This is a genomic window from Rubrobacter marinus (genome assembly GCF_011492965.1).
Classification (GTDB): Bacteria; Actinomycetota; Rubrobacteria; order Rubrobacterales; family Rubrobacteraceae; genus Rubrobacter_F; species Rubrobacter_F marinus.
On record NZ_CP045121.1, the window covers coordinates 3,930,846 to 3,955,095 of the forward strand.

Here is a 24,250-nt window from a genome sequence, read left to right on the forward strand (position 1 = left end):
CCGGGGAGGCAAAGAGTCCTGCCTTACCCCTCCCCCCGCTCGCCGACCTCCGCGAGCACGGCCCCGCCGGGGACCATCTCGCCCTCGCCGTAGGGGAGCGCCTCCACGACGCCCGCGTGGGGCGCCGACACCGTCTGCTCCATCTTCATCGCCTCCAGGACCAGCAGGGGCTGCCCCTCCTCGACCTCGTCGCCCTCCCCCACCATCACCTTCACCACCGTCCCCGGCATCGGCGCGACGAGGCTCGCCCCGCCCGCCTCGCCCGCGGCATCCCCCTCCGCCGACGGCGGCTCCAGCCCCCCGAAGCGGTAGGAGACCCCGCCGAGCGAGACCCAGGCGGACCCTTCGCCCCGCGCGAAGCCACCCTCCACGGGCCTGCCGTCGACGGAGATCCGCAGCGACCCAACGGAGGCAGGGGAGAGCACCTCCACCACGGAAGTCTCGCCGTCCACGACCATCTCCCAGAGGGAGGACGAGGTGCCCGTTCTGGAGACGAGGACCTCGCGCTCCCCGTACGCGAGGCGCGTCGCCCCGCCGAGGCGCCACGGGCCCGCGCCGAACGGGTCCCCGTCCCCGGCCCCCGAGAGCTCCCCGGCCGCGGCGAGCAGGACGGCCTCGCGCGGGGGCGTGGGCTCCTCCTCCGGCTCCGTGAGCCCGTGCCCTTCGAGGAAGCCCGTCGTGGTCTCGCCCGCGGCGAACGCGGGGTTATCGGCGATGCGCCGGAGGAGCGGCAGGTTCGTCGTCACGCCGAGCACCCGGAGGTCCCCTAAAGCCCGGCGGAGCCTGGCGACCGCGGCACCCCGGTCGGGGCCGTGGACGATGAGCTTGGAGATCATCGGATCGTAGCTCAGGGAGACCTCGTCGCCGGCCTCCACCCCCGCGTCGTTCCTGATGCCGGGCCCCTGGGGGGACGCGAAGTCCAGGAGCCTGCCGCCCGAGGGGAGCCCGGTGTACGGGTCCTCGGCGTAGAGGCGGACCTCGATCGCGACGCCGCGCGGGGAGACGTCCTCCTGCCGGAGCGGCAGGGGCTCGCCGGAAGCCACCAGAAGCTGGAGGTGGACGAGGTCGACGCCCGTCACGAGCTCGGTGACGGGGTGCTCGACCTGGAGGCGGGCGTTCATCTCCAGAAAGTAGAACTCTTCGCCGCTCAGCAGGAACTCGACGGTCCCGGCGTTCTCGTAGCCGGCCGCCCGCGCGAGGCTGACGGCGGCCTCGCCCATCCCCTCCCTCAGCCCCTCGTCCAGGGCGGGCGAGGGGGCCTCCTCCAGGATCTTCTGGTGCCTGCGCTGTATGGAGCACTCCCGCTCGCACAGGTGGACCACGCCCCCGTGCCGGTCGGCAATAACCTGCACCTCGACGTGGCGCGGGTCCTCGACGAGCTTCTCCAGAAACACCGAGCCCTCCCGAAGGCGGCCTCGGCCTCCCGCTTCGCGCTGCGAACGGCCTCCACGAAGTCCTTCTTCTCGTGCACCGGGCGCATCCCGCGCCCCCGCCCCCGCGCTCGCCTTCACGAGGACGGGGAAGCCGATCCTCTCGGCCTCCTCGAGCAGTTTGTCCTCGGACTCGTCCTCCCCCGCGTAGCCGGGTACGGTCGGCACGCCGGCCTCGCGGGCGAGCTCCTTCGCCCGCACCTTGTCCCCGACCCCCTCCATCGCCCCCGGAGGCGGCCCGACCCAGGCGATGCCGGCCTCGCCGACGGCCCTGGCGAAGGCGGCGCTCTCTGAGAGGAAGCCGTAGCCCGGGTGGACGGCCTCGGCCCCGGTCCTCTTCGCCACCTCCACGAGCTTGCCGACGTTCAGGTAGCTCTCCGCCGCGGGGGCGGGGCCTATGGGGTGGGCCTCGTCGGCGAGGCGGACGTGCATCGCGCCCCTGTCGGCGTCCGAGTAGACGGCGACGGACGAGATGCCGAGCTCGCGGCAGGCCCGGATCACGCGCACCGCGATCTCGCCGCGGTTCGCCACGAGCAGCCGCCCGAAGGGCGCGTTCGGGCGGCTCACGTCCTCTCCGCCGCCCGGCATTTGCCATCCCCGTTCATCGTCGCCACCCCTCCCCGAAGCCCCGTGCTCATCACATCCGGAACACGCCGAACTTCGTCTCTTCGAGGGGGGCGTTGGCGGCGGCCGAGAGGCCTAGGGCCAGGGCCATCCTCGTGTCGGCGGGCTCGATCACGCCGTCGTCCCAGAGCCTGGCCGTCGAGTGGTAGGGGTTCCCCTCATCTTCGTACTTCTCGAGGATCGGCTTCTTGAACTCCTCGCGCTCCCCTTCCGTCATCTCCTTCCCCTCCCGCTGCATGGCCTCCTCGCGCACGGTGAGCAGGACGTTCGCCGCCTGCGGCCCGCCCATCACGCTGATGCGGGCGTTCGGCCAGGCGAAGAGGAGCCGGGGGGCGTACGCCCGGCCGCACATCCCGTAGTTTCCGGCACCGAAGGAGCCCCCGATGATGACGGTGAACTTGGGGACTTCTGCGTTGGCGACGGCCATCACGAGCTTCGCCCCGTCCTTCGCGATGCCGCCACTCTCGTACTCCTTGCCCACCATGAAGCCGGTGATGTTCTGCAAAAAGACCAGCGGGATGCCGCGCGAGCAGCACAGCTCTATAAAGTGGGCGCCCTTCTGGGCGCTCTCGGAGAAGAGGATGCCGTTGTTGGCGAGGATGCCGACCGGGTGGCCGAAGATGCGCGAGAAGCCGCAGACGAGGGTCTCGCCGTAGCGCGGCTTGAACTCGTGCATCCGGGAGCCGTCGACGACCCGCGAGATCACCTCCCGCACGTCGTAGCCACGGCGCGCATCCAGCGGGACGACCCCGACGAGCTCCGCCGGGTCGTAGAGGGGCTCCTCCGGCTCCTCGACCGTCCACGGGACCTCTTTAGGGCGGTTGAGGTTCGCGACGATCTGGCGCACGATCCCGAGGGCGTGCTCGTCGTCCTCCGCGAGGTGGTCGGCCACGCCCGAGAGGCGAGTATGCACGTCCGCGCCCCCGAGCTCCTCGGCGCTCACCTCCTCGCCCGTCGCCGCCTTCACGAGGGGCGGGCCGCCGAGGAAGATGGTGCCCTCCCCCTTCACGATCACCACCTCGTCGCTCATCGCCGGGACGTACGCCCCGCCCGCCGTGCAGGAGCCCATGACGCACGCGATCTGGGGGATCCCCTTCGCGCTCATCCTGGCCTGGTTGTAGAAGATGCGCCCGAAGTGATCCCGATCCGGGAAGACCTCGTCTTGAAGCGGCAGGAACGCGCCGCCGGAATCCACGAGGTACACGCACGGCAGCGCGTTCTGCTCGGCGACCTCCTGCGCCCTGAGGTGCTTCTTGACGGTCATCGGGTAATACGTGCCGCCCTTGACGGTCGCGTCGTTGGCGACGAGGACGACCTCCCGGCCCGAGACGCGCCCGATCCCCGTGACGATGCCCGCCGACGGGACCCCGCCGTCGTACATCCCGTAGGCCGCGAGCGGCGAGAGCTCCAGAAAGGCCGTGCCGGGGTCGAGGAGGCGGTCCACCCTGTCGCGGACGGGCATCTTGCCGCGCCCTTCGTGGCGCTTGCGCGCCTTCTCGCCGCCCCCGGCCCGAGCCTCGGCCTGGCGCTCGCGCAGCTCCTTCAGGAGGCCCTCGTACGCCGCGGCGTTACCCTCGAACTCCTCGCCCCCCCTGTCCACCAGGGTCTTGAGCCTTGTCATGGAGCCATGTTAGACAGCGCCCGGGACCCGCGCCACCAACGGGACGTGGGTGAACGGGGTGGGGCGCGCTACACTGGATGGCGTGGACGACTGGGTAAAGGTAGGCTCGGCCCGAACGAGACCTCGGCGATGATGATGACGGGCATCCTGGCAGACTCGGACATCCCGGCGCTCATCCGCCGCGGGGCGGGCTTCGACATCCCGGACTTCCTCTCCGCCGGCCCCAGGGACGTGCTCGTCCCCTACGACTTCTTCGAGGAGGCCCGCCAGATCCTGGAGGACACCACGGGCTTCGGCTCGTGGGCGCCCTGAGCTAAGGGTTTTTCTCCTGCCCCCGGCCCCCGAGGAGCGGGCGGAGGTCCTCTAGGCTCTCGTAGAGCCACCACAGGTAGTTTTTCGTGCCGCCCTCGCGTAGAGGGTGCAGGTCGGCGTGCTCGGGGTCATCGAGGAAGTCCTGGAACGCCTCCTGCGAGGGCCATTCGACGAGGACCATGGCCGTGCGCGGCTCGGCGTCCCCCTCGACCGCGCCGGCGAGCTTGCCCAGGGCCACCACCTTGCCGCCGTGCTTGCCGACCGCCGAGACCGAGCGGCGCGAGTACTGGCGGTACAGGTCGTTCTCTTCGAGGTCGAAGAGGTTGAGCGCGTAGATCGGCGTGGCCGCATCTCCCCCGCTCGCGGAGCGTTCCATGCTACTGGGCCACCATCTTCCCTTTAGCCTCCGTAGCCGTCTCGTCCGTCAGGAGGGAGCGGGCGATAATCTGGCGGTTGATCTCGCTGGTCCCCTCCCCGATCTCGTTTATCTTCACCTGCCGCCAGTAGCGGGCGACCGCGCTCCCCTCCATGAACCCCTCGCCGCCCCAGATCTGCACGGCCCCGTCCGCCGCACGCTTCGCCGCCTCGCTAGCGAAGACCTTCGCCATGCTGGCCTCGCGCCCGAACGGCCGCCCCTCGTCCTTGAGCCACGCCGCCTTCAGGACCATGTTCCTCGCGAGCTCCACCTCCATCGCCATGTCCGCGAGCTTGAACTGGATGGCCTGGAACTCAGAGATGCTCCTGCCGAACTGGCGGCGCTCCCTCGCCCTGACGAGCGCCTCGTCGAGGCACGCCTGCGCGAGGCCCACCGAGAGCGCGCCGACCGCGACCCTCCCGGCGTCGAGGGTCGAGAGGAACTGGCGGAAGCCCTTGCCCCGCTCGCCCAGGGTGTTCCCCTCCGGCACCGTTACGTCCTCGAAGTAGAGCTGGCGCTGGTCCGAGGCGCGCCAGCCGAGCTTCTCGTAGCCGGGGCCGCGGGTGAAGCCGGGGGTATCCTGGGGGACGATGATCGCGGTAAGCTCCGGCTTGCCGTTCTCCCGCGTCCCGGTCTTCGCGATGGCCGTCACGCCGCCGGTGATCTCCGTCCCGCCGTTGGTGATCCACTTTTTGGAGCCGTTCACGACCCACTGCCCGTCGACGAGCTCGGCGGTGGTCTCGGTGCCGCCGGCGTCGGTGCCGGCGTTCTCCTCGGTGAGGCCGAACGCCCAGAGCTTCCTGCCGCCCCGGATCTCCTCTCCGAGGTAGCGCCGCTTCTGTTCTTCGGTTCCGAAGGCGACGAGGGGGGCGCACCCCAGGGAGACGTGCGCCTCCATCGTTATTCCGACGGAGGTGTCGGCGCGGCAGATCTCCTCCAGCGCCAGGTTGTAGCCCACGAAGTCCCCGCCCGAGCCGCCGTACTGCTCGGGGACGGTGAGGCCCATCAGGCCGAGGTCGGTCATCCGCTCGACGATGTCGTAGGGGAACTTCTGCTCGCGGTCGAGCTCGGCGGCGCGGGGCCGGATCTCGCCCTCGGCGAACTCGCGGGCCAGGTCCCGCCAGCGCCGCTGCTCGTCGGTAGGATCGAAGTGCATCTCTCTCGGACCTCCTGTTCCCTCTCCGGTGGACGGATCATAACAGCCGCCGTCCAGAACCCGCGTTTCGCGAGCCGCACGAAGGGGCACAATCCATTTTGTGAAAGCAGCTACGAGAGAAGGAGCGTAACCTTGGGCATATTGTCATGGATCATAGTTGGTCTCATCGCCGGGCGTTGGGCAAGCTGATCATGCCGGGCGACGATCCCGGTGGGATCATCGTGACCATCATCCTCGGCATCGTAGGGGCGATCGTCGGCGGCTTCCTGGCCGATGCGATCGGGCTAGGGGCGGCGGCCTGATCTGGACGATCATCGTAGCCACCATAGGCGCTATCATCGTGCTCGCGATCTACCGGGCCATCGTCGGCGGGCGAACCGCGCGGCGATAGGCCGAACTCCAACCGTTTCGAGGGCCGGGGCGAATACCCCGGCCTTTTTCATGCCGTTTCGACGAGCTCGTGGCGCTCGACCGCGGCCTCGCGGAGCTTGTACTTCTGGATCTTGCCGCTCGCCGTCATCGGGTACTCCTCGACGAAGTCCACGTACCGGGGGACCTTGTAGTGGGCGATGTTCTCGCGGCAGAACTCGCGGACGTCCTCCTCGGCAAGCTCGCTCCCCGGGCGCTTCTTCACGGCGGCGGCGACCTCCTCGCCGTACCTCTCGTCCGGGACGCCGTAGACCTGCACGTCGGAGATCTCGGGATGGGTGTACAGGAACTCCTCGATCTCGCGCGGGTAGACGTTCTCGCCGCCGCGGATGATCATGTCCTTCGACCTGCCCGTTATCTTGACGTAGCCCTCCTCGTCGATCGTCGCGAGGTCGCCGGTGTGCAGCCAGCCCTCGTCGTCGATCACCTCGCCCGTCTTGTCGGGCATCTTGTAGTAGCCCTTCATGACGTGGTAGCCGCGCGTCCAGAGCTCGCCCTGCTCCCCGGGCTCCGCGTCCTCCCCCGTCTCCAGGCTCACGATCCGCAGCTCGACCTCCGGGTGGACGCGCCCCACGGTCGCGACGCGCCGCTCTATGGGGTCGTCCGTCCTGGTCTGGGTGATGACGGGGCTGGACTCGGTCTGGCCGTAGGCGATAGTGATCTCGTCCGCCCCCATCACGTTCACGACCTTCTTCATCACCTCTATGGGGCAGGGGCTGCCGGCCATGATCCCGGTCCTCAAGGAGCTCGTGTCGTACTTCTCGAAGTCGGGGTGATCGAGCTCCGCTATAAACATCGTCGGCACCCCGAGCAGCGCCGTGCATCGCTCCTCGTGGACGGCCCGGAGCACCATCTCCGGATCGAAGGCCTCCACCGGCACCATCGTCCCCTCGTGCGTCACGACGTTGAGCGTGCCGAGGACGCAGCCGAAGCAGTGGAAGAACGGCACGGGGATGCACACCCTATCCTCCGGCCCGAGCTCCATGCACTCCCCGATGTAGAACGCGTTCTTGACGATGTTCGCGTGCGTGAGCTGCACGCCCTTGGGGAACCCGGTGGTCCCCGAGGTGTACTGCATGTTGATGACCTCGTCCGCCGAGAGAGACGCCTGCCGCTCCCGAAGATCCTCTTCGGAGACCCCGTCGGCCCCTTCCTCGAACCCGGCCCAGCCCGTAAGGTACGGCGCCTTCTCCAGGGCCCCCGCACCCCCGGACATGAGCACGGTGTGCCTCAGGTACGGCAGCCCCTCCTCGCCCCCGGAGCCGCCGGCGAAGCTCGGGGCGGCGTCCGCGAGGATCTCCGGGAAGTCCGCGCCCTTCACGCCCTCCGTCAGAAAGAGCGCCGCGGCGTCCGATTGCTCCAGCACGTAGCGCAGCTCCCGCGCGCGGTAGGCCGGGTTCACCGTAACCAGGACCGCCCCGACCTTCCCGGTCGCGAACTGTAGCGTCACCCACTCGGGGACGTTCTGCCCCAGACCGCCACGTGGTCGCCCTTCTGGATGCCGAGGGCCATCAGCGCCCGGGCGCAGCGCTCGACCACCTCGTTGAACTCGCGGTAAGAGTAGCGCAAGCCCCGGTCCACGTAGACCAGGGCGTCGGTCTCCGGGCGGCGCTCCGTCACGAGATCCAGGAGCCCCCGACGGTCAGGCCCTCGACGTCCTCCGGCCGCATAAGCATCCTCCCCGTTCTTGCTGTGATTGACAGGATTGTAGCAGCACCCCGGTCCCGCGCCCGTCCGCAGAACGGAGCCCCGGACCACGACGGCCCGGGGGCTCCGGTGGAGACGTCCCCTAGCGGCTCTCGGCGATAAGCTGGCGCTCCTGGGCCTGGTCCTCGGCGATGTCGTCCCTGAACGTCTCGGCGGCCAGGATCACCGAGACGGTGGTGAGCAGGGCCATCGCGGCCATGTAGGCGGCCACCGCCCCGTAGCCGTACGCCGCCAGGAGGGCGACGGCGATCAGGGGCGCGAACCCGCCCGCGAGCACCGAGGCGAGCTGGTAGCCGAGGGAGGCGCCCGAGTAGCGCACCCGCGTCCCGAAGAGCTCCGAGAAGTACGCCGCCTGCGGGCCGTACATCGCGTCGTGCCCGACGTTGAAGCCGAGGATGATGGCGAGCCAGATCAGGGGCGTGGCCTCGGTGTTCAGCAGCCAGAAGAACGGCAGGGCGAAGAGGATCGAGAACACCGCCCCGAAGAGGTAGACGGGGCGCCTGCCGATCCGGTCGGAGAGGGCACCGAAGAGCGGGATCGTGACGAGCCCGATGGCCGAGGCGATGATCACGCCCGTCAGCCCGACGTCCTGTTCGAGGCCGAGGGCCGTGGTTATGTACGTGAGCACGAAGACGGTGGTTATGTAGAAGGTCCCGTTCTCCGCGAAGCGCATCCCCATCGCCAGGAGCACGTTCTTAGGGTAGGTGCGCAGCACGTCTATGATCGGCATGTTCGCCTCGGTCCCGGTCTCCTGCACCTTCCTGAAGGCCGGGCTCTCCAGCAGCTTGAGCCGGATAAACAGGCCGACGCCCACGAGCAGGATGCTGAAGAGGAACGGCACCCGCCAGCCCCAGGCCTCCGGGAGGGTCGCGGCGGTGGCGATAAAGACCAGGTTCGCGACGAGGAGGCCGGCCGGCACCCCCATCTGCGGCCAGCTCCCGTAGAAGCCGCGCTTCCCCTGCGGCGCGTGCTCGACGGCCATGAGTACCGCCCCGCCCCACTCCCCGCCGACCCCGATGCCCTGCATGAAGCGGAGCGTCACGAGCAGGATCGGGGCGAGGATGCCGACCTGGGTGAAGGTCGGCAGGATGCCTATGAGGGCCGTCGCGACCCCCATGATGAGGAGCGAGAGGACGAGCATCGACTTGCGCCCGATCCTGTCCCCGAAGTGACCGAAGACGATGCCGCCCAGGGGCCGCGCCGCGAAGCCGACGGCGTAGGTCGAGAACGCCAGGAGCGTCCCCGCCGTCTCGCTGTACTCCGGGAAGAAGAGCGCGGGGAAGACGAGCGCCGCCGCCGTCCCGTAGAGAAAGAAGTCGTACCACTCGATCGCCGTCCCGATAAAGCTGGCGAAGGCTACCTTTCTTACCTCGCCCTGCGACGGCGCCGCCGCGCTAGCCATGCCATCCGCCCATCAAAAGATCGGTCGCGTACCCCAAGATCTCCCCTTTCCGCTCTCCCCTGGAACAACTTACCCTGAAAGAAGACTAGGGGATGCCAAAACCCCGGTCAACGCAGGGAGAAGAGCGGCCGGCCCCGAGTACGGGGCCGGCCGCTCCGGGAGGTACGCCGCCGCTGCTGCTCTAGGCGCCGGTCTCGGTGGGGCGCTGGACGTCGGGGGTGGGGCCGGGCTCCGAGAGCCAGCGCGTCACCTCGACCTTGTTCTCGGTGAAGAACCGCACCCCGTCCTTGCCCGTCGCGTGCAGGTCGCCGTAGAACGAATCCTTTATGCCGTTGAACGGGAAGAACGCCATCGGGGCGGCGACGCCCACGTTCACCCCGAGCATCCCCGCCTCGACGCGCTCGCGCCAGTGGCGCACGGCGGCCCCGTTCTCCGTGTAGATGGAGCAGGCGTTCCCGAACGGCGAGGCGTTCGTGAACTCGATGGCCTCGTCGAGGGAGGCCACGCGCACCACGCTCAGGACGGGGCCGAAGATCTCCTCTCGCGCCACCCGCATCTCGCCCTTCACGTTGTCCAGGATCGTCGGTCCTACAAAGAAGCCCTCCTCCCTCGGCGGCTGCCTGCCGTCGAGGACGACCGTCGCCCCCTCCTCCTCGCCGAGGTCTATGTAGCCGCGGACCTTCTCGCGGTGGGAGTCGCGGATGACCGGGGTGAGCTCGGAGCCCTCCTCGTAGCCGGGGCCGACCTTCATCGCCGAAGCCGCCTCCCCGATCTTCTCGACGACCTCGTCGGCCACGCCCCCGACCGCCACGAGGACGCTCCCGGCGAGGCAGCGCTCCCCGGCGTTGCCGTAGGCCGAGGAGACGATGTTCGGCACCGCCTGCTCCAGCACCGCGTCGGGCATGACGATCATCGAGTTCTTCGCCCCGGCGAGCGCCTGCACCCTCTTGCCGTGCGCGCTCCCGAGCTCGTAGACGTGCTTCGCCACCGGCTGCGAGCCGACAAAGGAGACCGCCTTTATCCCCGGGTGCTCGCAGATGGCGTCGACGGCCTCCCGGCCCCCGTTGACGATCGAGAAGACCCCCTCGGGGAGCCCGGCCTCCAGCAGAAGCTCGCCGAGGCGCACCGCCGACAGGGGCGTCCTCTCGGAGGGCTTGAGGATGTAGGCGTTGCCGGCCGCTATCGCCACGGGCAGGGTCCACAGCGGGACCATGCACGGGAAGTTGAACGGCGTGATCGCCGCGACCACCCCGAGCGGGTAGCGGTACGAGACGTTGTCGATCCCGCGCGCCACGTCGCGCTGGGACTCGCCCATCATGAGGCTCGGCATCCCGCAGGCGAACTCGACCACCTCGATGCCGCGCCGGACCTCGCCCCCCGCGTCTTTCGCGTCCTTGCCGTTCTCCAGCGTAACGAGGTCGCGGAGCTCCCCGAAATTCTCCTCGAGCAGCATCTTGAAGCGGAACAGGATGCGCGCCCTCTCCGTGACCGGCGTCGCCGCCCAGGGCCCGAAGGCCGCCCCGGCCGCCTTCACCGCCCGGTCGAGGTCCTCCCGCGTCGAGAGGGGCGTCTCGGCGATGACCTCGCCGGTGGCCGGGTCGTAGACGGCCTCGGTCGCGTGGCCGTTCGCCCCCTCCCAGCGCCCCGCTATAAGGTTCCTTACCTCCTGCTTCGTCCCCTGCATAAGGCCTCCTCCGTGAAGCTCGCAGGACCCGCGCGGGTCCCTGTCCCTCTCGCTCGCCAGCATAGCACCGGGCCGGGGGAGAGGCAGTACGGTCCGTTTGGCGCCGGCGGGCGCGTGGCATACAGTGGGGGGCATCGAGCATAAGAATTAGAGAAAGGAGCCGATATGAAGGTCATGTTGACGCCGCAGTTCGGGGGTCCGGAGCTCTTCGAGGAGAGGGACGTGGAGAGGCCGGAGGCCGGACCGGGGCAGGTGCTGGTGCGCGTGGTCGCCGCCGGTACGAACCCGGTCGACGCCAAGCTCAGGGCCAACGGCACCGCGATGGGGCACGAGGCCCCCATAGTGCTGGGCGCCGACGTCTCCGGCGTCGTCGAGGAGGTGGGCCCGGGGGTCACGGACCTCTCGCCCGGCGACGAGGTGTACTACACCCCGGAGCTTTTCGGCCCGGGCTCCAACGGCGCCTACGCGGAGTACAACGTCGCCCCGGCCGCCATCGTCGCCAAGAAGCCGACCTCGATCTCCCACGAGGAGGCGGCGGCCGTCCCGCTCGCCGGGGGCACCGCCTACGAGGCCCTCGTGCGTAGGATGCAGGTCAAGGTCGGCGAGACGGTCCTGATCCACGGCGGCGGCGGGGGCGTGGGCTCGTTCGCGATCCAGATCGCCAAAGCCGCCGGGGCCCGCGTCTTCGCCACCGCGGGGACGCAGAACCAGGAGACGCTGAAGGCTCTGGGCGCCGACGTCGCCCTCGACTACACGCAGGGCGACCCGACCGAGGCGGTCCTGGGCGACTCCGGCGGGCTCGGGGTACACGCCGTCTTCGACACCGCCGGCGGCGACACCATCATCAACAGCATCCCGTACACCAGGCCGTTCGGCCGCCTCGCCACGATCCTGGGCACCCAGGGGGACCTCACGCCGCTCTACCTCAAAAACCAGACCCTCCACGGCGTCTTCCTCACCCGCGAGCGCGCGAGGCTCGAGGAGCTTGCGCTCCTCATAGACCGCGGCCAGGTGAAGCCGCTCGTCGACGAGGTGCTCCCGCTGAACGAGGTTGGCAAGGCCCACGAGAGGCTCGACTCCGGGCACGGTCGCGGCAAGATCGTGCTGCGGGTCGCCGAGGGCTAGGCTCCCCCGACAAGGTTCCGGGATCTCTCCCGGCGGTCCTCGCCGCACGCCCCTAGAGCGATCCCCGCCTTTGAATAGCCGCACGTGCCGTGTAGCATTCCGGGTATGGAAACTCGTGGCGCGGTATCCAAGGAAGTCCTTGTAGGCCTGCTCGAGGAAGCGCGAGAGAGGACGCGCTTCCTGCTGAAGGGCATCTCCAGAGAAGACCTGCTCGCCCAGCACGACCCGATCATGAGCCCCCCGATCTGGGACTACGGGCACATCGGAAACTATGAGGAGCTGTGGCTCCTCAAGGAGGCCCACGGCCGGGAGCTCTCCGACCGCGAGCTCTACGACATGTACGACGCCTCGCTCCACCCCAGGGAGGAGCGCCCGTCCCTCAACCTGCTGATGCGCGACGACGCCGACGTCTACCTCGACGCCGTGCGCCGCACGGTCCTCGAGACCCTGGAGAAGGCGGATCTGGACTCCGACGACCCGCTGCTCCGGAGTGGCTTCGTCTACAACATGATCCTGCAGCACGAAGCCCAGCACAACGAGACGCTGCTCCAGACCTTCGGGCTCATGAGGGGCAGGGGCTACCGTCCCGAGAGCCTCGTCGAGCTCCCGAAAGGCTCCACCCCGTACGGCGAGATGGTCCACGTCCCGGGCGGCGAGTTCGTCATGGGCACCGACGACCGCGCGTGGGCCCTGGACAACGAGCGGAACGCGCACGCCGTGGACGTCCCCGGCTTCCTCCTGGACAAGACCCCCGTGACGAACGCGGCCTACGCGGCCTTTATCGAGGACGGCGGCTACACGAACCGCGAGCTGTGGGACGGGGCGGGCTGGGAGTACATAAAGGAGGAGAACATAGCCGCGCCCAAGCACTGGTACCAGCCCGAGCCGCACTCCTGGTGGACGGTGAGGTTCGGCTTCGACGAGCCCGTCGACCCCAACGGGCCGGTCGTCCACGTCTCCTGGTTCGAGGCCGACGCCTACGCCCGTTGGGCCGGAAAGCGCCTCCCGACGGAGGCGGAGTGGGAGAAAGCGGCCTCCTGGGACCCGACGACGGGTACCAAGAGGCTTTATCCTTGGGGCGACGAGGCGCCCAGAGGAGGCGACGGCCGGGCGAACCTGGACGCGCTCGCGTTCCGCCCCGCGCCCGTCGGGGCGTACCCGGACGGAGCGAGCGCCTACGGCGCTTTGGGCATGGTCGGTGACGTCTGGGAGTGGACCGCCAGCGACTTCCGCGCCTACCCCGGCTTCGAGGCCTTCCCCTACCGCGAGTACTCCGAGGTCTTCTTTGGCCCGGACTTCAAGATGCTCCGCGGCGGCTCCTGGGCCACGCGGCCCTGGGCCGTCCGCAACACCTTCCGCAACTGGGACTATCCCATCCGCCGCCAGCTCTTCGTCGGCTTCCGCTGCGCGAAGGATGCTTGATCCCCATCGCTAGCGAACATATGCACCTCCGTACCCCGGGGAGGCCGTCGTGTGCCGGATAGCCGCCTACCTCGGGCGCCGCGAGACGCCGCTCTCGTCCGTGGTCCTGGAGCCGGAGCACTCGCTCCTCGTCCAGAGCTACGCGCCGAAGGAGATGATGAGCGGGGTGGTGAACGCAGACGGGTTCGGCTGCGGCTGGTACGCCCCCGAGGTGGACTGCGAGCCCGCCGTCTACCGCTCCAACGCCCCGATGTGGGCCGACAGGAGCTTCGCCAGCATCGCCCCGAAGATCCGCTCCCGGACGGTCCTCGCCGCCGTCCGGAGCGCGACCCCGGGCCTCCCCGCCGAGGAGAGCGGCGTCCCTCCCTTCGCCTCCGGCCCCTACCTCTTCGCGCACAACGGCGCCATAAAGGGCTTCCGCCGGACCGCCATGCGCCCCCTCCGCGACCTGCTGAGCGACGAGTCCTACGCGGGCCTCCTCGGCGTCACCGACTCCGAGACGATCTTCGCCCTCCTCCTCGACCGCATCCGGGCCGCCGGGGCGACGATCGGGGATGCCGGCGCCCTCGCCGAAGCCACCGCCGCGACGCTGGGCAAGGTCTCCGCGGCCTGCGAGGGGCTGGGCACCCCAGCCACCCTCAACGTGGGCGTGTCGGACGGCGAGACGACGGTCTTCGGCCGGTTCTCCACCGAGGGTCCCGGCAACTCCCTCTACTGGCTCGAAGACGGCCGGGCGTTCCCCGACGTGGTAGTGGTGGCCTCGGAGCGTTTCGACGACGACCCGGCCTGGCGGCAGGTCCCGGATCGCCACCTGCTCGTCGCCGGACCGGCCGGCGTCACGCTGCGGCCCCTGTAGAGAAGGGCTACGGCGCGACAGACGGAGAGGCGGTGGTCGCTACGACGAGACGGCCACCGCCGCGGTCTTGCCGGAGGGCAGGTTTCCCTAGCGCCTGCGGCCGGTGACCAGCCTGAAGAGCGCCAGGGCGCCGAGAAGGAGGATGGCGACGCCTCCGAACAGGAAGATCAGCAACAGCGCGCCGAAGGCCCCGAAGAGGCCCCCGCTCCTCCTCCTTCTGCGCCGGCTACGGAACCCACTCCTTCGCCTCTGCAAGAGCGCGAGCGCCTCCGGCGCCACGCCCGCAAGCAGCGTGAAGGCATACAGGACCAGTTCGAAGTGTTGCACCGCGATTGCGTGAAAAAGGCTCATGGAGACCTCATACCCCCTCTGCCCGTTTTCCTACCAAACCCACGGAGGCGAGCGAAGCACCAAGGCGGCCGGAAGCACCGCGTGAGTGCCCCGGCGCGAAGCTCCCGGCGGACCAACCGCGTGATACGAACCCCGGCGGAGGATAGGGGAGGTGTGGAAGAAGGAGAAGCCGCCGGGGGCGAGGGTGTGACCCCGCGCCGCGTACTCTGGTACCGACCAGCGGCCCTCTTCTTTGGCCGGAAGTACAGAAGCCGCCCTCCGGTGGGTACTCGCGTCTAGACGCCCGCGGCCGGAGCACCGGCCGTTGGGCAGCTCGGCGCCGGAGAGACGCCCCGCTCCGAACCCGGGGCCTCTTACCCCTCCCGCGCGGCTCCGTAGGGCGGTTATGCGGTGGAGGGTGCGTCTTCGAGCTCGGCCGCCGACCAACCGGCCGGGTCGTCCGTACCGACGAGCTCGCCCCTCCAGGCGTCGCCCTTGAGGGCCACGAAGACCCTGCGCGCCTCCTCGGGGTCCATACCGAAGCGCTCCCCGAGCCCCTCGACGCGCTCCCTACCGACGCTGCTCCCGCCCTCGCGCCTGATCTTCGCCACCACGTCCCTCACCGTCCGGGCGAACTCGTTGCGGTTGCGCGCCCCCTCGGTCATGCGAGATCTCCTCCTCCTGAATTACCTGTCGCCGTCGTCTTCCGCGGGCGAGGCGGTACGCCCACGGAAAAGCCGGAGCCCAAGAGGGCTCCGGCCCGACGCTACGCCGGCTTACTTGAGTAGGTCTTTCAGGGCGCCTTTCTTCTCCTTGCCGGTACCCCTTCTCTGGTCCGAGCGCCCCTCGGCCTTTCTGTTCTCGTCTCCGGTGAGCGAGCCGACGGCCTCCTTTACGCGGCCCTTGGCCTTATCCATCGCCCCTTCGTTCTTGTCCTGCCTACTGGTCTTTCTCGGCACGTCCCTTCCCCTTCCTACGCCGGTCGGTCCCCCCTCACCACACTCAAAGAAGCTGCAGTATCAGCAAGACCAGCAGGACCACCACCAAAACCGTCACCACCAGACTCAGAGTTCCGCCGCGCATGTGCCTTCACCTCCTTGCCTCGCTCTTCCTCCTACCTGTTACGACCTCGTGAAAGACACATTAGTTACACCCGATCGAAGGGTTTCTCGTCGGACCTCGCCGGCCCCGTCGACGCTAGCGTAGCGGCGGGAACGCCCTCAGCAGCCTGAACTGGGCGTCCCGGACCGAGTTGTCGCCGACATGATTGTCGCTCAACCAGCGCTTAGCCTCTTCCAGGGCGCCCTGCACCTGCTTACCGTCTCCGCTCTCCCTGGCGTCGGACATCCGCTTCAACAACCGGTCGCGGTCGATACTCCGGTTGTTCTCGCCGTGCTGTGTAGACATGCACCTGCCTTGCTCCTCGTGGGATCCTCACCGGCACCGGGGTACGGCTCGGAACCATCCCCTCGCGAGCCTCGCGAGGGGCGCCCTTACGCCCCCGGTACCAGCCATCTCCCTGACCATCAGGACGGGGACTCCCGTCCCCAAAGAAGCAGCTTCGACCGCTCGGGCAGATGGCCGCATTCTTATGTAGCTATAGTAACAAAAAGTTAGCGAACGTCAAACGGAAGGGCTGCACCAGCGCGGCACTACGGATGGCGGCGCTGCTTTAGGGGAGACACCACGGCCGGATCACCCAGGCAGACCGGAAGGTCGCGCAGTCACGCACCTCGCCGTGGGGCCGTTCCTCGGGGCAAAGAGAAAGCCCCGGGAGAGGGGCTCAGGAGAAGCTGCCGAACCTGGATTCGAACCAGGACTAAGTGATTCAGAGTCACTCGTGCTGCCGTTACACCATTCGGCACCGTTACGGTGGAATATTTTAACCCCTGCCGACGCAAACGTCGAGCGCTTTTCCCCGATTTGTGCCACCCTCCCCTCGGCCGGGTTCCCAGTCGTGGCCTGTATAGTGTCCCGCGGAGCACCGAACGGAAAAAGGAGCAGAGAGCCCACTTGGCGGCCGAGTACGATCCCCTCTCGGATCTCTACGACATAGAGTACGACCACGACTACGACCTCCCCTTCTGGCTGGCGCTGGCGGAGCGGGAGAACGGTGCGGTGGTCGAATGGGGCGCGGGGACCGGTCGCCTGGCGATCCCGCTGTCGGACGCGGGCCACGACGTAACGGCGGTCGAGGCCTCGGAGGGGATGGTCGCGGCGGGGCGGGAGAAGGGTGGCGCCGTTCGGTGGGTGCGGGGAGACATGCGAGACGCCTCGTTGGGAAGAAGCTACGGCCTCACGATCTGCGCCTTCAACTCCTTTCTGTGCCTGCTCTCCATCAACGACGCCCTATCGTTCTTGCGCAACGCCCGAGAGCACCTCGCGCCCGCGGGGCTTCTCGGCGTCGAGGTCTCGGCCTTCTCCCCCGACGAGTTGAGCGACGGTCCGGGCGGTCCAGCGCTGCGCCACGACTTTACCCGCGAGCGGCCGGATGGGGGGAGGCTGGAGCGCTTCAGCGTCTCCCGCTACGACCCCGCCTCGCAGCTTCTGTACATGCGACTCTTCTACGAGCTCTACGGGAGTTTGGGGGCCCTGGAGAGCAAGCGGGGCCACGAACTCACGATCCGAATCGTCGGGCGGGGGGAGCTTGCGCTTGCGCTCGGTCTCGCGGGCTTCGAGGTCGAGGCGGTGTACGGCGGGTTCGAGGGGGAGCCCTTCGACGCCGACAGCAACCATCTCATCGTGCTGGCGCGCCCGGCCTGACGGTTCCTACAGCTTGCGGAGGACGACGCTCCTCACGGAGTGGTCCTCGCCCTTCTCCAGCACGAGGCGCGCTCGCTCGCGGGTGGTCGCGATGTTCTCCCTGAGGTTCGGGCCGTTGATCCTGGCCCAGATATCCGCGGCGACCCGGCGGGCCTCCTCGTCGGAGAGCTCCGCGTAGCGCTTGAAGTAGGAGCCCTTCTGGTCGAAGACCGTCCTCCTGAGCATCATGAAACGCTCCACGTACCACCGCTCGATGTCCTCCTCGTAGGCGTCCACGTAGATCGAGAAGTCGAAGAGGTCCGAGACGAACGTCTGGGGCCCCTTTCCGCCGCGCCCGTCGGAGGTCTGGAGCACGTTCAGGCCCTCGAGGATCAGGACGTCCGGCGAGCTCACGACCTGCGCCTCGCCCGGGATCACGTCGTACGAGAGGTGCGAGTAGACGGGGGCCGCGACCACGGGCACCCCGGCCTTGACGTCCGAGACGAAGCGGACGAGGCGCTTCAGGTCGTAGCTCTCCGGGAAGCCCTTGCGGTCCATGAGCCCGCGCTCCTCCAGCACCCGGTTGGGGTAGAGGAAGCCGTCGGTCGTCACGAGGTCGACCTTCGGGTGGTCCGGCCAGTACGAGAGCAGGGCCTGCAAGATGCGGGCCGTGGTGCTCTTGCCGACGGCGACGCTCCCGGCGATGCCGATAACGTACGGCGCCGAAGGCCCCGGCCTCCCCAGAAACGCGGCGGTCGTCCCGTGCAGCTTCTGGGTGGCCCCGACGTGAAGGTTCAGGAGCCTGCTGAGGGGCAGGTAGACCTCCTCGACCTCCCCCAGCGAGACGTTCTCGTTGATCCCCTGCAGGACCGCGAGGTCCTCCTCGCCGAGCACGAGCGGGGTCGAGGCCCGAAGCTCGGCCCACTCCTTGCGGCCGAAGCGGGCGTAGCGGGAGCCGTTGCCGTCGGGCCCGACCCTCGGGCCGGTCGTCTCCGAGAGCACCTAGCCGGGGAGCAAGCTGCGGCCCATGAGGTACTCGTCGGCCTCCCTGGCCGCCTTGCGCCCCTCGGCGATCGCCCAGACGATAAGGGAGGCGCCCCTCTTCGCGTCGCCGGCGACGAAGAGGCCGGTCTGCTCCGTCGCGAAGCCGCCGTTCGCCGTCGGGATGGCGCCGCGCTCGTTATAGCCGAGGGCGAGGTCATCCAGAAACGTGTCGCGGACCGGTCCGGTGAAGCCGATGGCGAGGAGGACGAGGTCGCACTCTATCTCGTGCTCCGAGCCCTCGATGTACTCCGTCTTGCCGTCCTTGCGCTCCGTCTGGATCGCGTGCATCCTCTCGACCTTGCCGTCCGAGCCCGAGAAGCCGGTGACGGCGACGCTCCAGCCGCGCTCGCCGCCCTCCTCGTGGGCGGGGTAGGTGTGAAGGATCAGGGGCCAGTCCGGCCACGTCAGGTGATCCGGGTTCTCGGGGGGCTTCGGGCCGTGGGTGAGGACCTTTACGGAGGCCGCGCCCTCGCGGTGGGAGTTGCCGAGGCAGTCGGCGCTCGTGTCGCCGCCGCCCAGGATCACCACGTTCTTGCCCGCGGCCGAGATCTCCTCCTCCTCGATCGGGAGCCCCATGACCCTGCGGTTCTGCTGGGTGAGGTAGTCCATCGCGAGGTGGACCCCCTTGAGCTCGCGTCCCGGCACGTCGAGGTCGCGTCCCTGAAGCGCGCCGACGGCGAGCACGACGGCGTCGAAGTCGGCCTTCAACCCTTCCGTCGTCGGATCGACGCCGACGTGGGCGTTCGTCCGGAACTCGATCCCCTCTTCCTCCATGATGGCGACGCGGCGGTCGACCACCCACTTCTCTATCTTGTAGTCCGGGATGCCGTAGCGCAGCAGGCCGCCGATCCTGTCGTCCTTCTCGAAGACGGTGACGGAGTGCCCGGCCCGGTTGAGCTGCTGGGCCGCAGCCAACCCCGCGGGACCCGAGCCCACGATCGCGACCTTCTTGCCGGTGCGCGCCTCGGGCGGCGGCGGGGTGGCCTTGACCCAGCCCTCGTCGAAAGCCCGGTTGATGATGGAGAGCTCTATCTCCTTGATCGTCACGGGCTTGTCGTTGATCGCGAGCACGCACGCCGACTCGCACGGCGCCGGGCACAGCATCCCCGTGAACTCCGGGAAGTTGTTCGTGAGGTGCAGCCGGTCGATCGCGCGCCGCCAGGAGTCCCGGTACACGAGGTCGTTCCAGTCCGGGATGAGGTTCCCCAAGGGGCAACCCGTGTTGCAGAACGGGACGCCGCAGTCCATGCAGCGGGAGGCCTGCTCGCGGAGTTCTTCCTCCGGCATCCGGTCGTAGACGTAGCGGTAATCCTGTATCCGCTCGACGACGTTCCGCTTCGGGGTGGGCTTGCGCCCTATCTTCAAGAAACCCTTCGGGTCCCCCACTACTTCACCACCTCCAACTCGGACTCCTGGCGTTCCTGGAGGACCCGCTTGAGATCGTTCGGCATGACCTTCGTGAACTTCTGCAAGGAGCCCTGCCAATCTTCCAGCAGCCCCTTCGCCACCGTGCTCCCCGTCGTCTCGAGGTGCTTCTCGACGAGCCCCTTGAGGAGCGCCGCGTCGTCCTCGGACTCCACGGCTTCGAGGCTCACCATCTCGGGGTTGTAGAGCTCGCGGAACCGATCCTCCGCGTCGAGGACGTACGCGACGCCGCCGCTCATCCCGGCCGCGAAGTTGCGCCCGGTCTCGCCGAGCACCACCACGATGCCGCCGGTCATGTACTCGCACCCGTGGTCCCCGACCCCCTCGACGACCGCCGTCGCCCCGGAGTTCCGGACCGCGAACCGCTCGCCCGCGATGCCGCGGAAGTACGCCTCGCCCTCCGTCGCCCCGTACAGGGCGACGTTGCCGACCACGATGGACTCCTCGGGCGCGTAGCCCACGTCTCTTGGCGGCGCGACGACGAGCCTGCCGCCCGAGAGCCCCTTGCCGACGTAGTCGTTCGTCGTCCCGGTCAGGTTGAAGGTGACGCCCCTGGAGAGCCAGGCCCCGAAGGACTGCCCGGCCACGCCCTCGAAGTTGATGCGGATGGTGTCGTCGGGCAGCCCCGCGTGGCCGTAGCGGCGCGCGACCTCGCCCGAGAGCATCCCGCCGACCGTCCTGTTGACGTTCCGGATCGGGGAGTCGATCTCGACCGCCTCGCCCCGCTCCAGCGCCGGCCTCGAGCCCTCGATCAGCTCGTTGTCGAGGGCGTTCTCCAGGCCGTGCTCCTGCTTCTCGCCGGAGCGGATCAGGACCCCCTCCTCGACCTCGACGCGGTGGAGGAGGTGCGAGAGGTCCACGCCCTTCGCCTTCCAGCGGTCGATCGCCTCCCACGTCTTGAGCTTGTCCGCGCGGCCGACCATCTCGTCGAACTTCCTGAAGCCGAGCTCGGCCATGAGCTGGCGGATCTCCTCGGCGATAAAGAAGAAGAAGTTGATGACGTGCTCCGGCGTCCCCGCGAACCTCTTCCTGAGCTCCGGGTCTTGCGTGGCGATCCCGACGGGACACGTGTTCAGGTGGCAGACGCGCATCATGATGCAGCCCGTCGCGACCAAAGGCGCCGTCGAGAACGCGAACGCCTCGGCCCCGAGGAGGGCGCCGACCACGACGTCCCGGCCCGTCTTGAGCTGGCCGTCGGTCTGGAGCTTGATCCTCCCGCGCAGGCCGTTCTGAACGAGGATCTGCTGCGTCTCGGCGAGCCCGAGCTCCCACGGCAGCCCCGCGTGCTTTATGGAAGAGAGCGGCGAAGCCCCCGTCCCGCCATCATGTCCGGCGATGGTTATATGCTCGGACTTGGCCTTCGCGACCCCGGCCGCCACCGTCCCCACCCCGACCTCGGCGACGAGCTTCACGCTGATCATCGCCTCGGGGTTCACGTTCTTCAGGTCGTGGATAAGCTGCGCCAGGTCCTCGATGGAGTAGATGTCGTGGTGCGGCGGCGGGCTGATGAGCCCGACCCCCTCGGTCGAGTGGCGCACACGGGCTATGTCCTCGGAGACCTTGTGGCCCGGGAGCTGGCCGCCCTCGCCGGGCTTCGAGCCCTGGGCCATCTTGATCTGCAACACGTCCGAGTTGACGAGGTACTCCGCCGTCACCCCGAAGCGCCCGGAGGCGACCTGCTTCGTCGCGCTGCGCCTGAGGTCCCCGTTCGGGTCGGGGGTGAACCGCTCGGGGTCCTCTCCGCCCTCGCCGGTGTTGCTCTGCGCCCCGATCCGGTTCATCGCGATCGCGAGCGTCTCGTGCGCCTCTTTCGAGATGGAGCCGAACGACATCGCCCCCGTCGAGAAGCGCCACACGATGTCCTTGGCCGATTCGACCTCCTCCAGCGGCACGGGCTCCGCCGCGCGGTTGAAGTCGAAGAGCCCGCGCAGCGTGCTCATGCGCGCGGCCTCGCTGTTGAAGTGGTCGGTGTACTCCTTGAACGTCTCGAAGGAGCCCGTCTTCACCGCCCGCTGCAGCGGCACGATGCTGTCCGCGTTCCACTGGTGATACTCGCCCTGCGCCCTGAGCTGGTACTCGCCGCCCGCCGGAAGCTCCGGCACCCCGTCCTCTATGGGGGCGAAGGCCCGCGTGTGGCGCTCCAAGACCTCGCGCTCTATCCCGCTCAGGCCGATGCCGCCGATGCGCGAGGCCGTCCCGGTGAAGTGCCTCTCTATAAGATCCGCGTCCAGCCCGACCGCCTCGAAGATCTGGGCGCCGCAGTACGAGAAGAGCGTCGAGATCCCCATCTTGGAGATGATCTTCAAGAGCCCCTTGCCGACGGCCTTGACGTAGTTTTTCTCGGCCTCCTCGCGGCTCACGCCGCCGAACCACTCCTCGCCGACCATGCTCTCGATGGTCTCGAACGCGAGGTACGGGTGCACCGCCGTCGCCCCGTACCCGACGAGGACGGCGAAGTGGTGGACCTCGCGCGCCTCACCGGTCTCCACGACGAGGCTCGTGCTCGTCCGTATCCCCGCGCGCACGAGGTGGTGGTGCACGGCCGCCGTCGCGAGCAGGCTCGGGATCGGGGCCTGGTGCGGCCCGACGCCCCGGTCGCTGAGGACGAGGACGGTCGAGCCGCCCTGCACCGCGCTCTCCGCCGCCTGGCACAGGGCGGTCAGGGCCTCTTCGAGCCCGCCCTCGCCGTCCGAGGAGAAGAGCGTCGAGAGGGTGGTCGAGGCGAACGGCGCCTGGGCGAGGTGCCTGAGCTTCTCGAGCTCGGAGCCCGTGAGCACGGGGCCGTCGAGGAGCAGCCTGCGGCAGTGCTCCGGCGTCTCGTCGAAGAGGTTCCCCTCGGGGCCGAGCGACATCTTGAGCGACATCACGAGTTCCTCGCGCAGCGGGTCGATCGGCGGGTTGGTGACCTGGGCGAAGAGCTGCTTGAAGTACGAGAAGAGAAGCTGCGGCCTCTCGGAGAGGATGGCGAGCGGGGTGTCCGTCCCCATCGAGCCGTCGGGCTCCTTGCCGTTCTGGGCCATCGGGGAGAGGATGAGCCGCTCGTCCTCCAGGGTGTAGCCGAACGCCCGCTGGCGATCGTAGAGGCCGGCCTGCTCCGGGCGGCCGTCGGGCTCGGCCTCGGGGAGCTCGTTCAGGTGGATCTCACCCTCCTCGACCCACTCGCCGTAGGGCTGCCGCGCGAAGAGCGCGCCCTTGACGTTCGCGTCGTGCAAAAGCTCGTTGTTCTCCGTGTCCACGACGAGCATCCGGCCGGGACGCAAACGCCACCGCTCCACGATCTCCGAGGGCTCGACGCGCAGAGCGCCGTCCTCGGAGGCCATCACGACCCTGCCGTCGCGCGTCACGATGTAGCGGGCGGGCCTCAGACCGTTCCGGTCCAGGGTCGCTCCGATGGAGCGGCCGTCCGTGAAGGCGACCGCCGCCGGGCCGTCCCAGGGCTCCATGAGGGCGCTGTGGTACTGGTAGAAGGCGCGGCGCTCGGGCTCCATGAGCCCGTCGTTCTCCCAGGCCTCCGGGATCATCATCGCGACCGCGTGCGGCAGCGAGCGGCCCCCGAGGTAGAGAAGCTCCAGCGCGTTGTCGAACATGGCCGAGTCGCTCTGGCCGGGCGCGATGACCGGCGAGAGCTTCTTTATGTCGTCCCCGAAGAGGGGGGTCTCCATGCGGCTCTCGCGGGCGCGCATCCAGTTGGCGTTGCCGCGGAGCGTGTTGATCTCGCCGTTGTGCGCCACGTAGCGGTACGGGTGGGCGAGCTCCCACGAGCCCAAAGTGTTCGTCGAGAACCGCTCGTGGACGAGGGCGATCGCGCTCGTCACCGACGGGTCGCGAAGATCCGCGTAGAACCGCGCGAGCTGCTGCCCCTTGAGGAGCCCCTTGTAGACGATCGTCCTGGAGGAGAGGCTGACGACGTAGCAGTTGTGCGTCTCCTCGACGGCCTTGTGGAGCTTCCGCCGGATCACGTACAGCTTCCGCTCGAAGGCGTCCTGATCCTCGACCTCCCCGGCCTTTATAAAGAAGTGCCGGATGCGCGGCATCACGCTGCGCGCGTTCTCGCCGGCCTTCGACGGGTCCACCGGGACGTCGCGGAAGCCCAGGATCTTCTGCCCCTCCTCGGCGGCGATCTGCTCCAACTTCTCCTCGCAGACCGAGCCCTCGCTCTCGCTCGACTCGAAGAGCACCCCGACCCCGTACGAGCCCTCGGACGGCAGCTCGATACCTGAAGACTCGCACTCCTTCCGGAAGAAGGCGTCCGGGATCTGGATCATGATCCCGGCCCCGTCCCCGGTCTCGGGATCGCTGCCGCTCGCCCCCCGGTGCTCGAGGTTGACCAGGATCTCCAGCCCCTCCTCGACCGTCTCCCTGGTCTTACGGCCGTCTATACGCGCTACGAAGCCAAGTCCACAGGCGTCGTGCTCGTATGCAGGGTCGTAAAGGCCGGTCTTGGGGGTGGTCAACGCGCCTCCTCAGGGGAACAGGGTACAGAAGTCGACCCGTTTTACACGAAACAACGGGTTTACACAAGAGGT

18 protein-coding genes, 1 tRNA gene and 2 pseudogenes are annotated in these 24,250 nt (G+C 68.7%); 6 read left to right on the plus strand and 15 right to left on the minus strand.

The window, feature by feature from the left end; translation table 11 throughout:
• Positions 1-23 precede the first annotated feature (23 nt).
• Both GBA65_RS20190 and GBA65_RS20195 read right to left on the minus strand, forming a co-directional pair.
• Positions 24-2,018, minus strand: coding sequence for an acetyl/propionyl/methylcrotonyl-CoA carboxylase subunit alpha (locus GBA65_RS20190; protein WP_228281512.1), 1,995 nt, complete (start codon positions 2,016-2,018; stop codon positions 24-26).
• A 49-nt stretch (positions 2,019-2,067) separates the two neighbouring features.
• On the minus strand, positions 2,068-3,675 hold the full coding sequence (locus GBA65_RS20195) for a carboxyl transferase domain-containing protein (protein ID WP_166398072.1): 1,608 nt from the start codon (positions 3,673-3,675) through the stop codon (positions 2,068-2,070).
• Between the two features lie 129 nt (positions 3,676-3,804).
• Here GBA65_RS20195 and GBA65_RS20200 point away from each other — a divergent pair, with 129 nt between their 5' ends.
• Complete coding sequence (locus GBA65_RS20200; RefSeq protein WP_166398073.1) at positions 3,805-3,987, plus strand: DUF2007 domain-containing protein; 183 nt, start codon at positions 3,805-3,807, stop codon at positions 3,985-3,987.
• Between the two features lies 1 nt (position 3,988).
• Here GBA65_RS20200 and GBA65_RS20205 read toward each other — a convergent pair whose 3' ends face one another.
• Together GBA65_RS20205 and GBA65_RS20210 are read right to left on the minus strand one after the other, a co-directional pair.
• Positions 3,989-4,363 carry a DUF1330 domain-containing protein gene (locus GBA65_RS20205; protein WP_166398074.1) on the minus strand — a complete coding sequence of 125 codons (375 nt, stop codon included), beginning with the start codon at positions 4,361-4,363 and terminating at the stop codon, positions 3,989-3,991.
• Position 4,364: 1 nt separating this feature from the next.
• On the minus strand, positions 4,365-5,558 hold the full coding sequence (locus GBA65_RS20210) for an acyl-CoA dehydrogenase family protein (protein ID WP_166398075.1): 1,194 nt from the start codon (positions 5,556-5,558) through the stop codon (positions 4,365-4,367).
• A gap of 132 nt (positions 5,559-5,690) precedes the next feature.
• Here GBA65_RS20210 and GBA65_RS25620 point away from each other — a divergent pair.
• Positions 5,691-5,949 (plus strand): annotated as a pseudogene (locus GBA65_RS25620) (GlsB/YeaQ/YmgE family stress response membrane protein).
• A gap of 48 nt (positions 5,950-5,997) precedes the next feature.
• Here the strand turns inward: GBA65_RS25620 and GBA65_RS20220 are convergent.
• The 3 genes and pseudogenes from GBA65_RS20220 to GBA65_RS20230 all read right to left on the minus strand — a co-directional run bounded on the left by GBA65_RS20220 (position 5,998) and on the right by GBA65_RS20230 (position 10,780).
• Positions 5,998-7,616 (minus strand): annotated as a pseudogene (locus tag GBA65_RS20220) (AMP-binding protein).
• A gap of 160 nt (positions 7,617-7,776) precedes the next feature.
• On the minus strand, positions 7,777-9,096 hold the full coding sequence (locus GBA65_RS20225) for an MFS transporter (protein WP_166398076.1): 1,320 nt from the start codon (positions 9,094-9,096) through the stop codon (positions 7,777-7,779).
• Positions 9,097-9,277: 181 nt separating this feature from the next.
• Complete coding sequence (locus GBA65_RS20230; protein WP_166398077.1) at positions 9,278-10,780, minus strand: CoA-acylating methylmalonate-semialdehyde dehydrogenase; 1,503 nt, start codon at positions 10,778-10,780, stop codon at positions 9,278-9,280.
• A 165-nt stretch (positions 10,781-10,945) separates the two neighbouring features.
• Here GBA65_RS20230 and GBA65_RS20235 point away from each other — a divergent pair, with 165 nt between their 5' ends.
• The 3 genes from GBA65_RS20235 (at position 10,946) to egtC (ending at position 14,183) form a co-directional block, all read left to right on the plus strand.
• A complete protein-coding gene (locus GBA65_RS20235; RefSeq protein WP_166398078.1) occupies positions 10,946-11,905 on the plus strand; it encodes a zinc-dependent alcohol dehydrogenase family protein in 960 nt (319 codons plus the stop codon).
• Between the two features lie 105 nt (positions 11,906-12,010).
• Entirely contained in the window at positions 12,011-13,327 is a 1,317-nt protein-coding gene (egtB, locus tag GBA65_RS20240) for an ergothioneine biosynthesis protein EgtB (protein ID WP_166398079.1), read from the plus strand.
• Positions 13,328-13,376: 49 nt separating this feature from the next.
• A complete protein-coding gene (gene egtC / locus GBA65_RS20245) occupies positions 13,377-14,183 on the plus strand; it encodes an ergothioneine biosynthesis protein EgtC (protein ID WP_166398080.1) in 807 nt (268 codons plus the stop codon).
• A gap of 87 nt (positions 14,184-14,270) precedes the next feature.
• Here the strand turns inward: egtC and GBA65_RS20250 are convergent, their stop codons facing one another.
• From GBA65_RS20250 to GBA65_RS20270, 5 genes are all read right to left on the minus strand, one after another.
• Positions 14,271-14,534 carry a hypothetical protein gene (locus GBA65_RS20250; RefSeq protein WP_166398081.1) on the minus strand — a complete coding sequence of 88 codons (264 nt, stop codon included), beginning with the start codon at positions 14,532-14,534 and terminating at the stop codon, positions 14,271-14,273.
• Between the two features lie 383 nt (positions 14,535-14,917).
• On the minus strand, positions 14,918-15,178 hold the full coding sequence (locus tag GBA65_RS20255; protein WP_166398082.1) for a hypothetical protein: 261 nt from the start codon (positions 15,176-15,178) through the stop codon (positions 14,918-14,920).
• A gap of 111 nt (positions 15,179-15,289) precedes the next feature.
• Positions 15,290-15,472 carry a CsbD family protein gene (locus tag GBA65_RS20260; RefSeq protein ID WP_228281524.1) on the minus strand — a complete coding sequence of 61 codons (183 nt, stop codon included), beginning with the start codon at positions 15,470-15,472 and terminating at the stop codon, positions 15,290-15,292.
• A 238-nt stretch (positions 15,473-15,710) separates the two neighbouring features.
• Positions 15,711-15,920 (minus strand): hypothetical protein, encoded by a 210-nt coding sequence (locus tag GBA65_RS20265; protein WP_166398083.1) that lies wholly within the window; start codon positions 15,918-15,920, stop codon positions 15,711-15,713.
• Between the two features lie 386 nt (positions 15,921-16,306).
• Positions 16,307-16,377 (minus strand) — tRNA-Gln (locus tag GBA65_RS20270).
• Positions 16,378-16,526: 149 nt separating this feature from the next.
• On the opposite strand from GBA65_RS20270, the gene GBA65_RS20275 reads away from it, so the two are divergent.
• Positions 16,527-17,276: a class I SAM-dependent DNA methyltransferase gene (locus GBA65_RS20275; RefSeq protein ID WP_166398084.1), complete on the plus strand. Its 750-nt coding sequence runs from the start codon at positions 16,527-16,529 to the stop codon at positions 17,274-17,276.
• Positions 17,277-17,282: 6 nt separating this feature from the next.
• On the opposite strand, the gene coaA is transcribed toward GBA65_RS20275, so the two are convergent.
• Genes coaA through gltB form a run of 3 tightly spaced genes read right to left on the minus strand, consistent with a single transcriptional unit; the run spans position 17,283 to position 24,178 of the window.
• Positions 17,283-18,257, minus strand: coding sequence for a type I pantothenate kinase (gene coaA / locus GBA65_RS20280; RefSeq protein WP_166398085.1), 975 nt, complete (start codon positions 18,255-18,257; stop codon positions 17,283-17,285).
• Positions 18,258-19,685, minus strand: coding sequence for a glutamate synthase subunit beta (locus GBA65_RS20285; protein WP_166398086.1), 1,428 nt, complete (start codon positions 19,683-19,685; stop codon positions 18,258-18,260).
• The gene (gene gltB, locus GBA65_RS20290) at positions 19,685-24,178 is read right to left on the minus strand and encodes a glutamate synthase large subunit (protein WP_166398087.1); all 4,494 of its coding nucleotides are present in this window, start codon (positions 24,176-24,178) and stop codon (positions 19,685-19,687) included. The genes GBA65_RS20285 and gltB overlap by 1 nt, the downstream gene beginning before the upstream one ends.
• Positions 24,179-24,250: the final 72 nt, after the last annotated feature.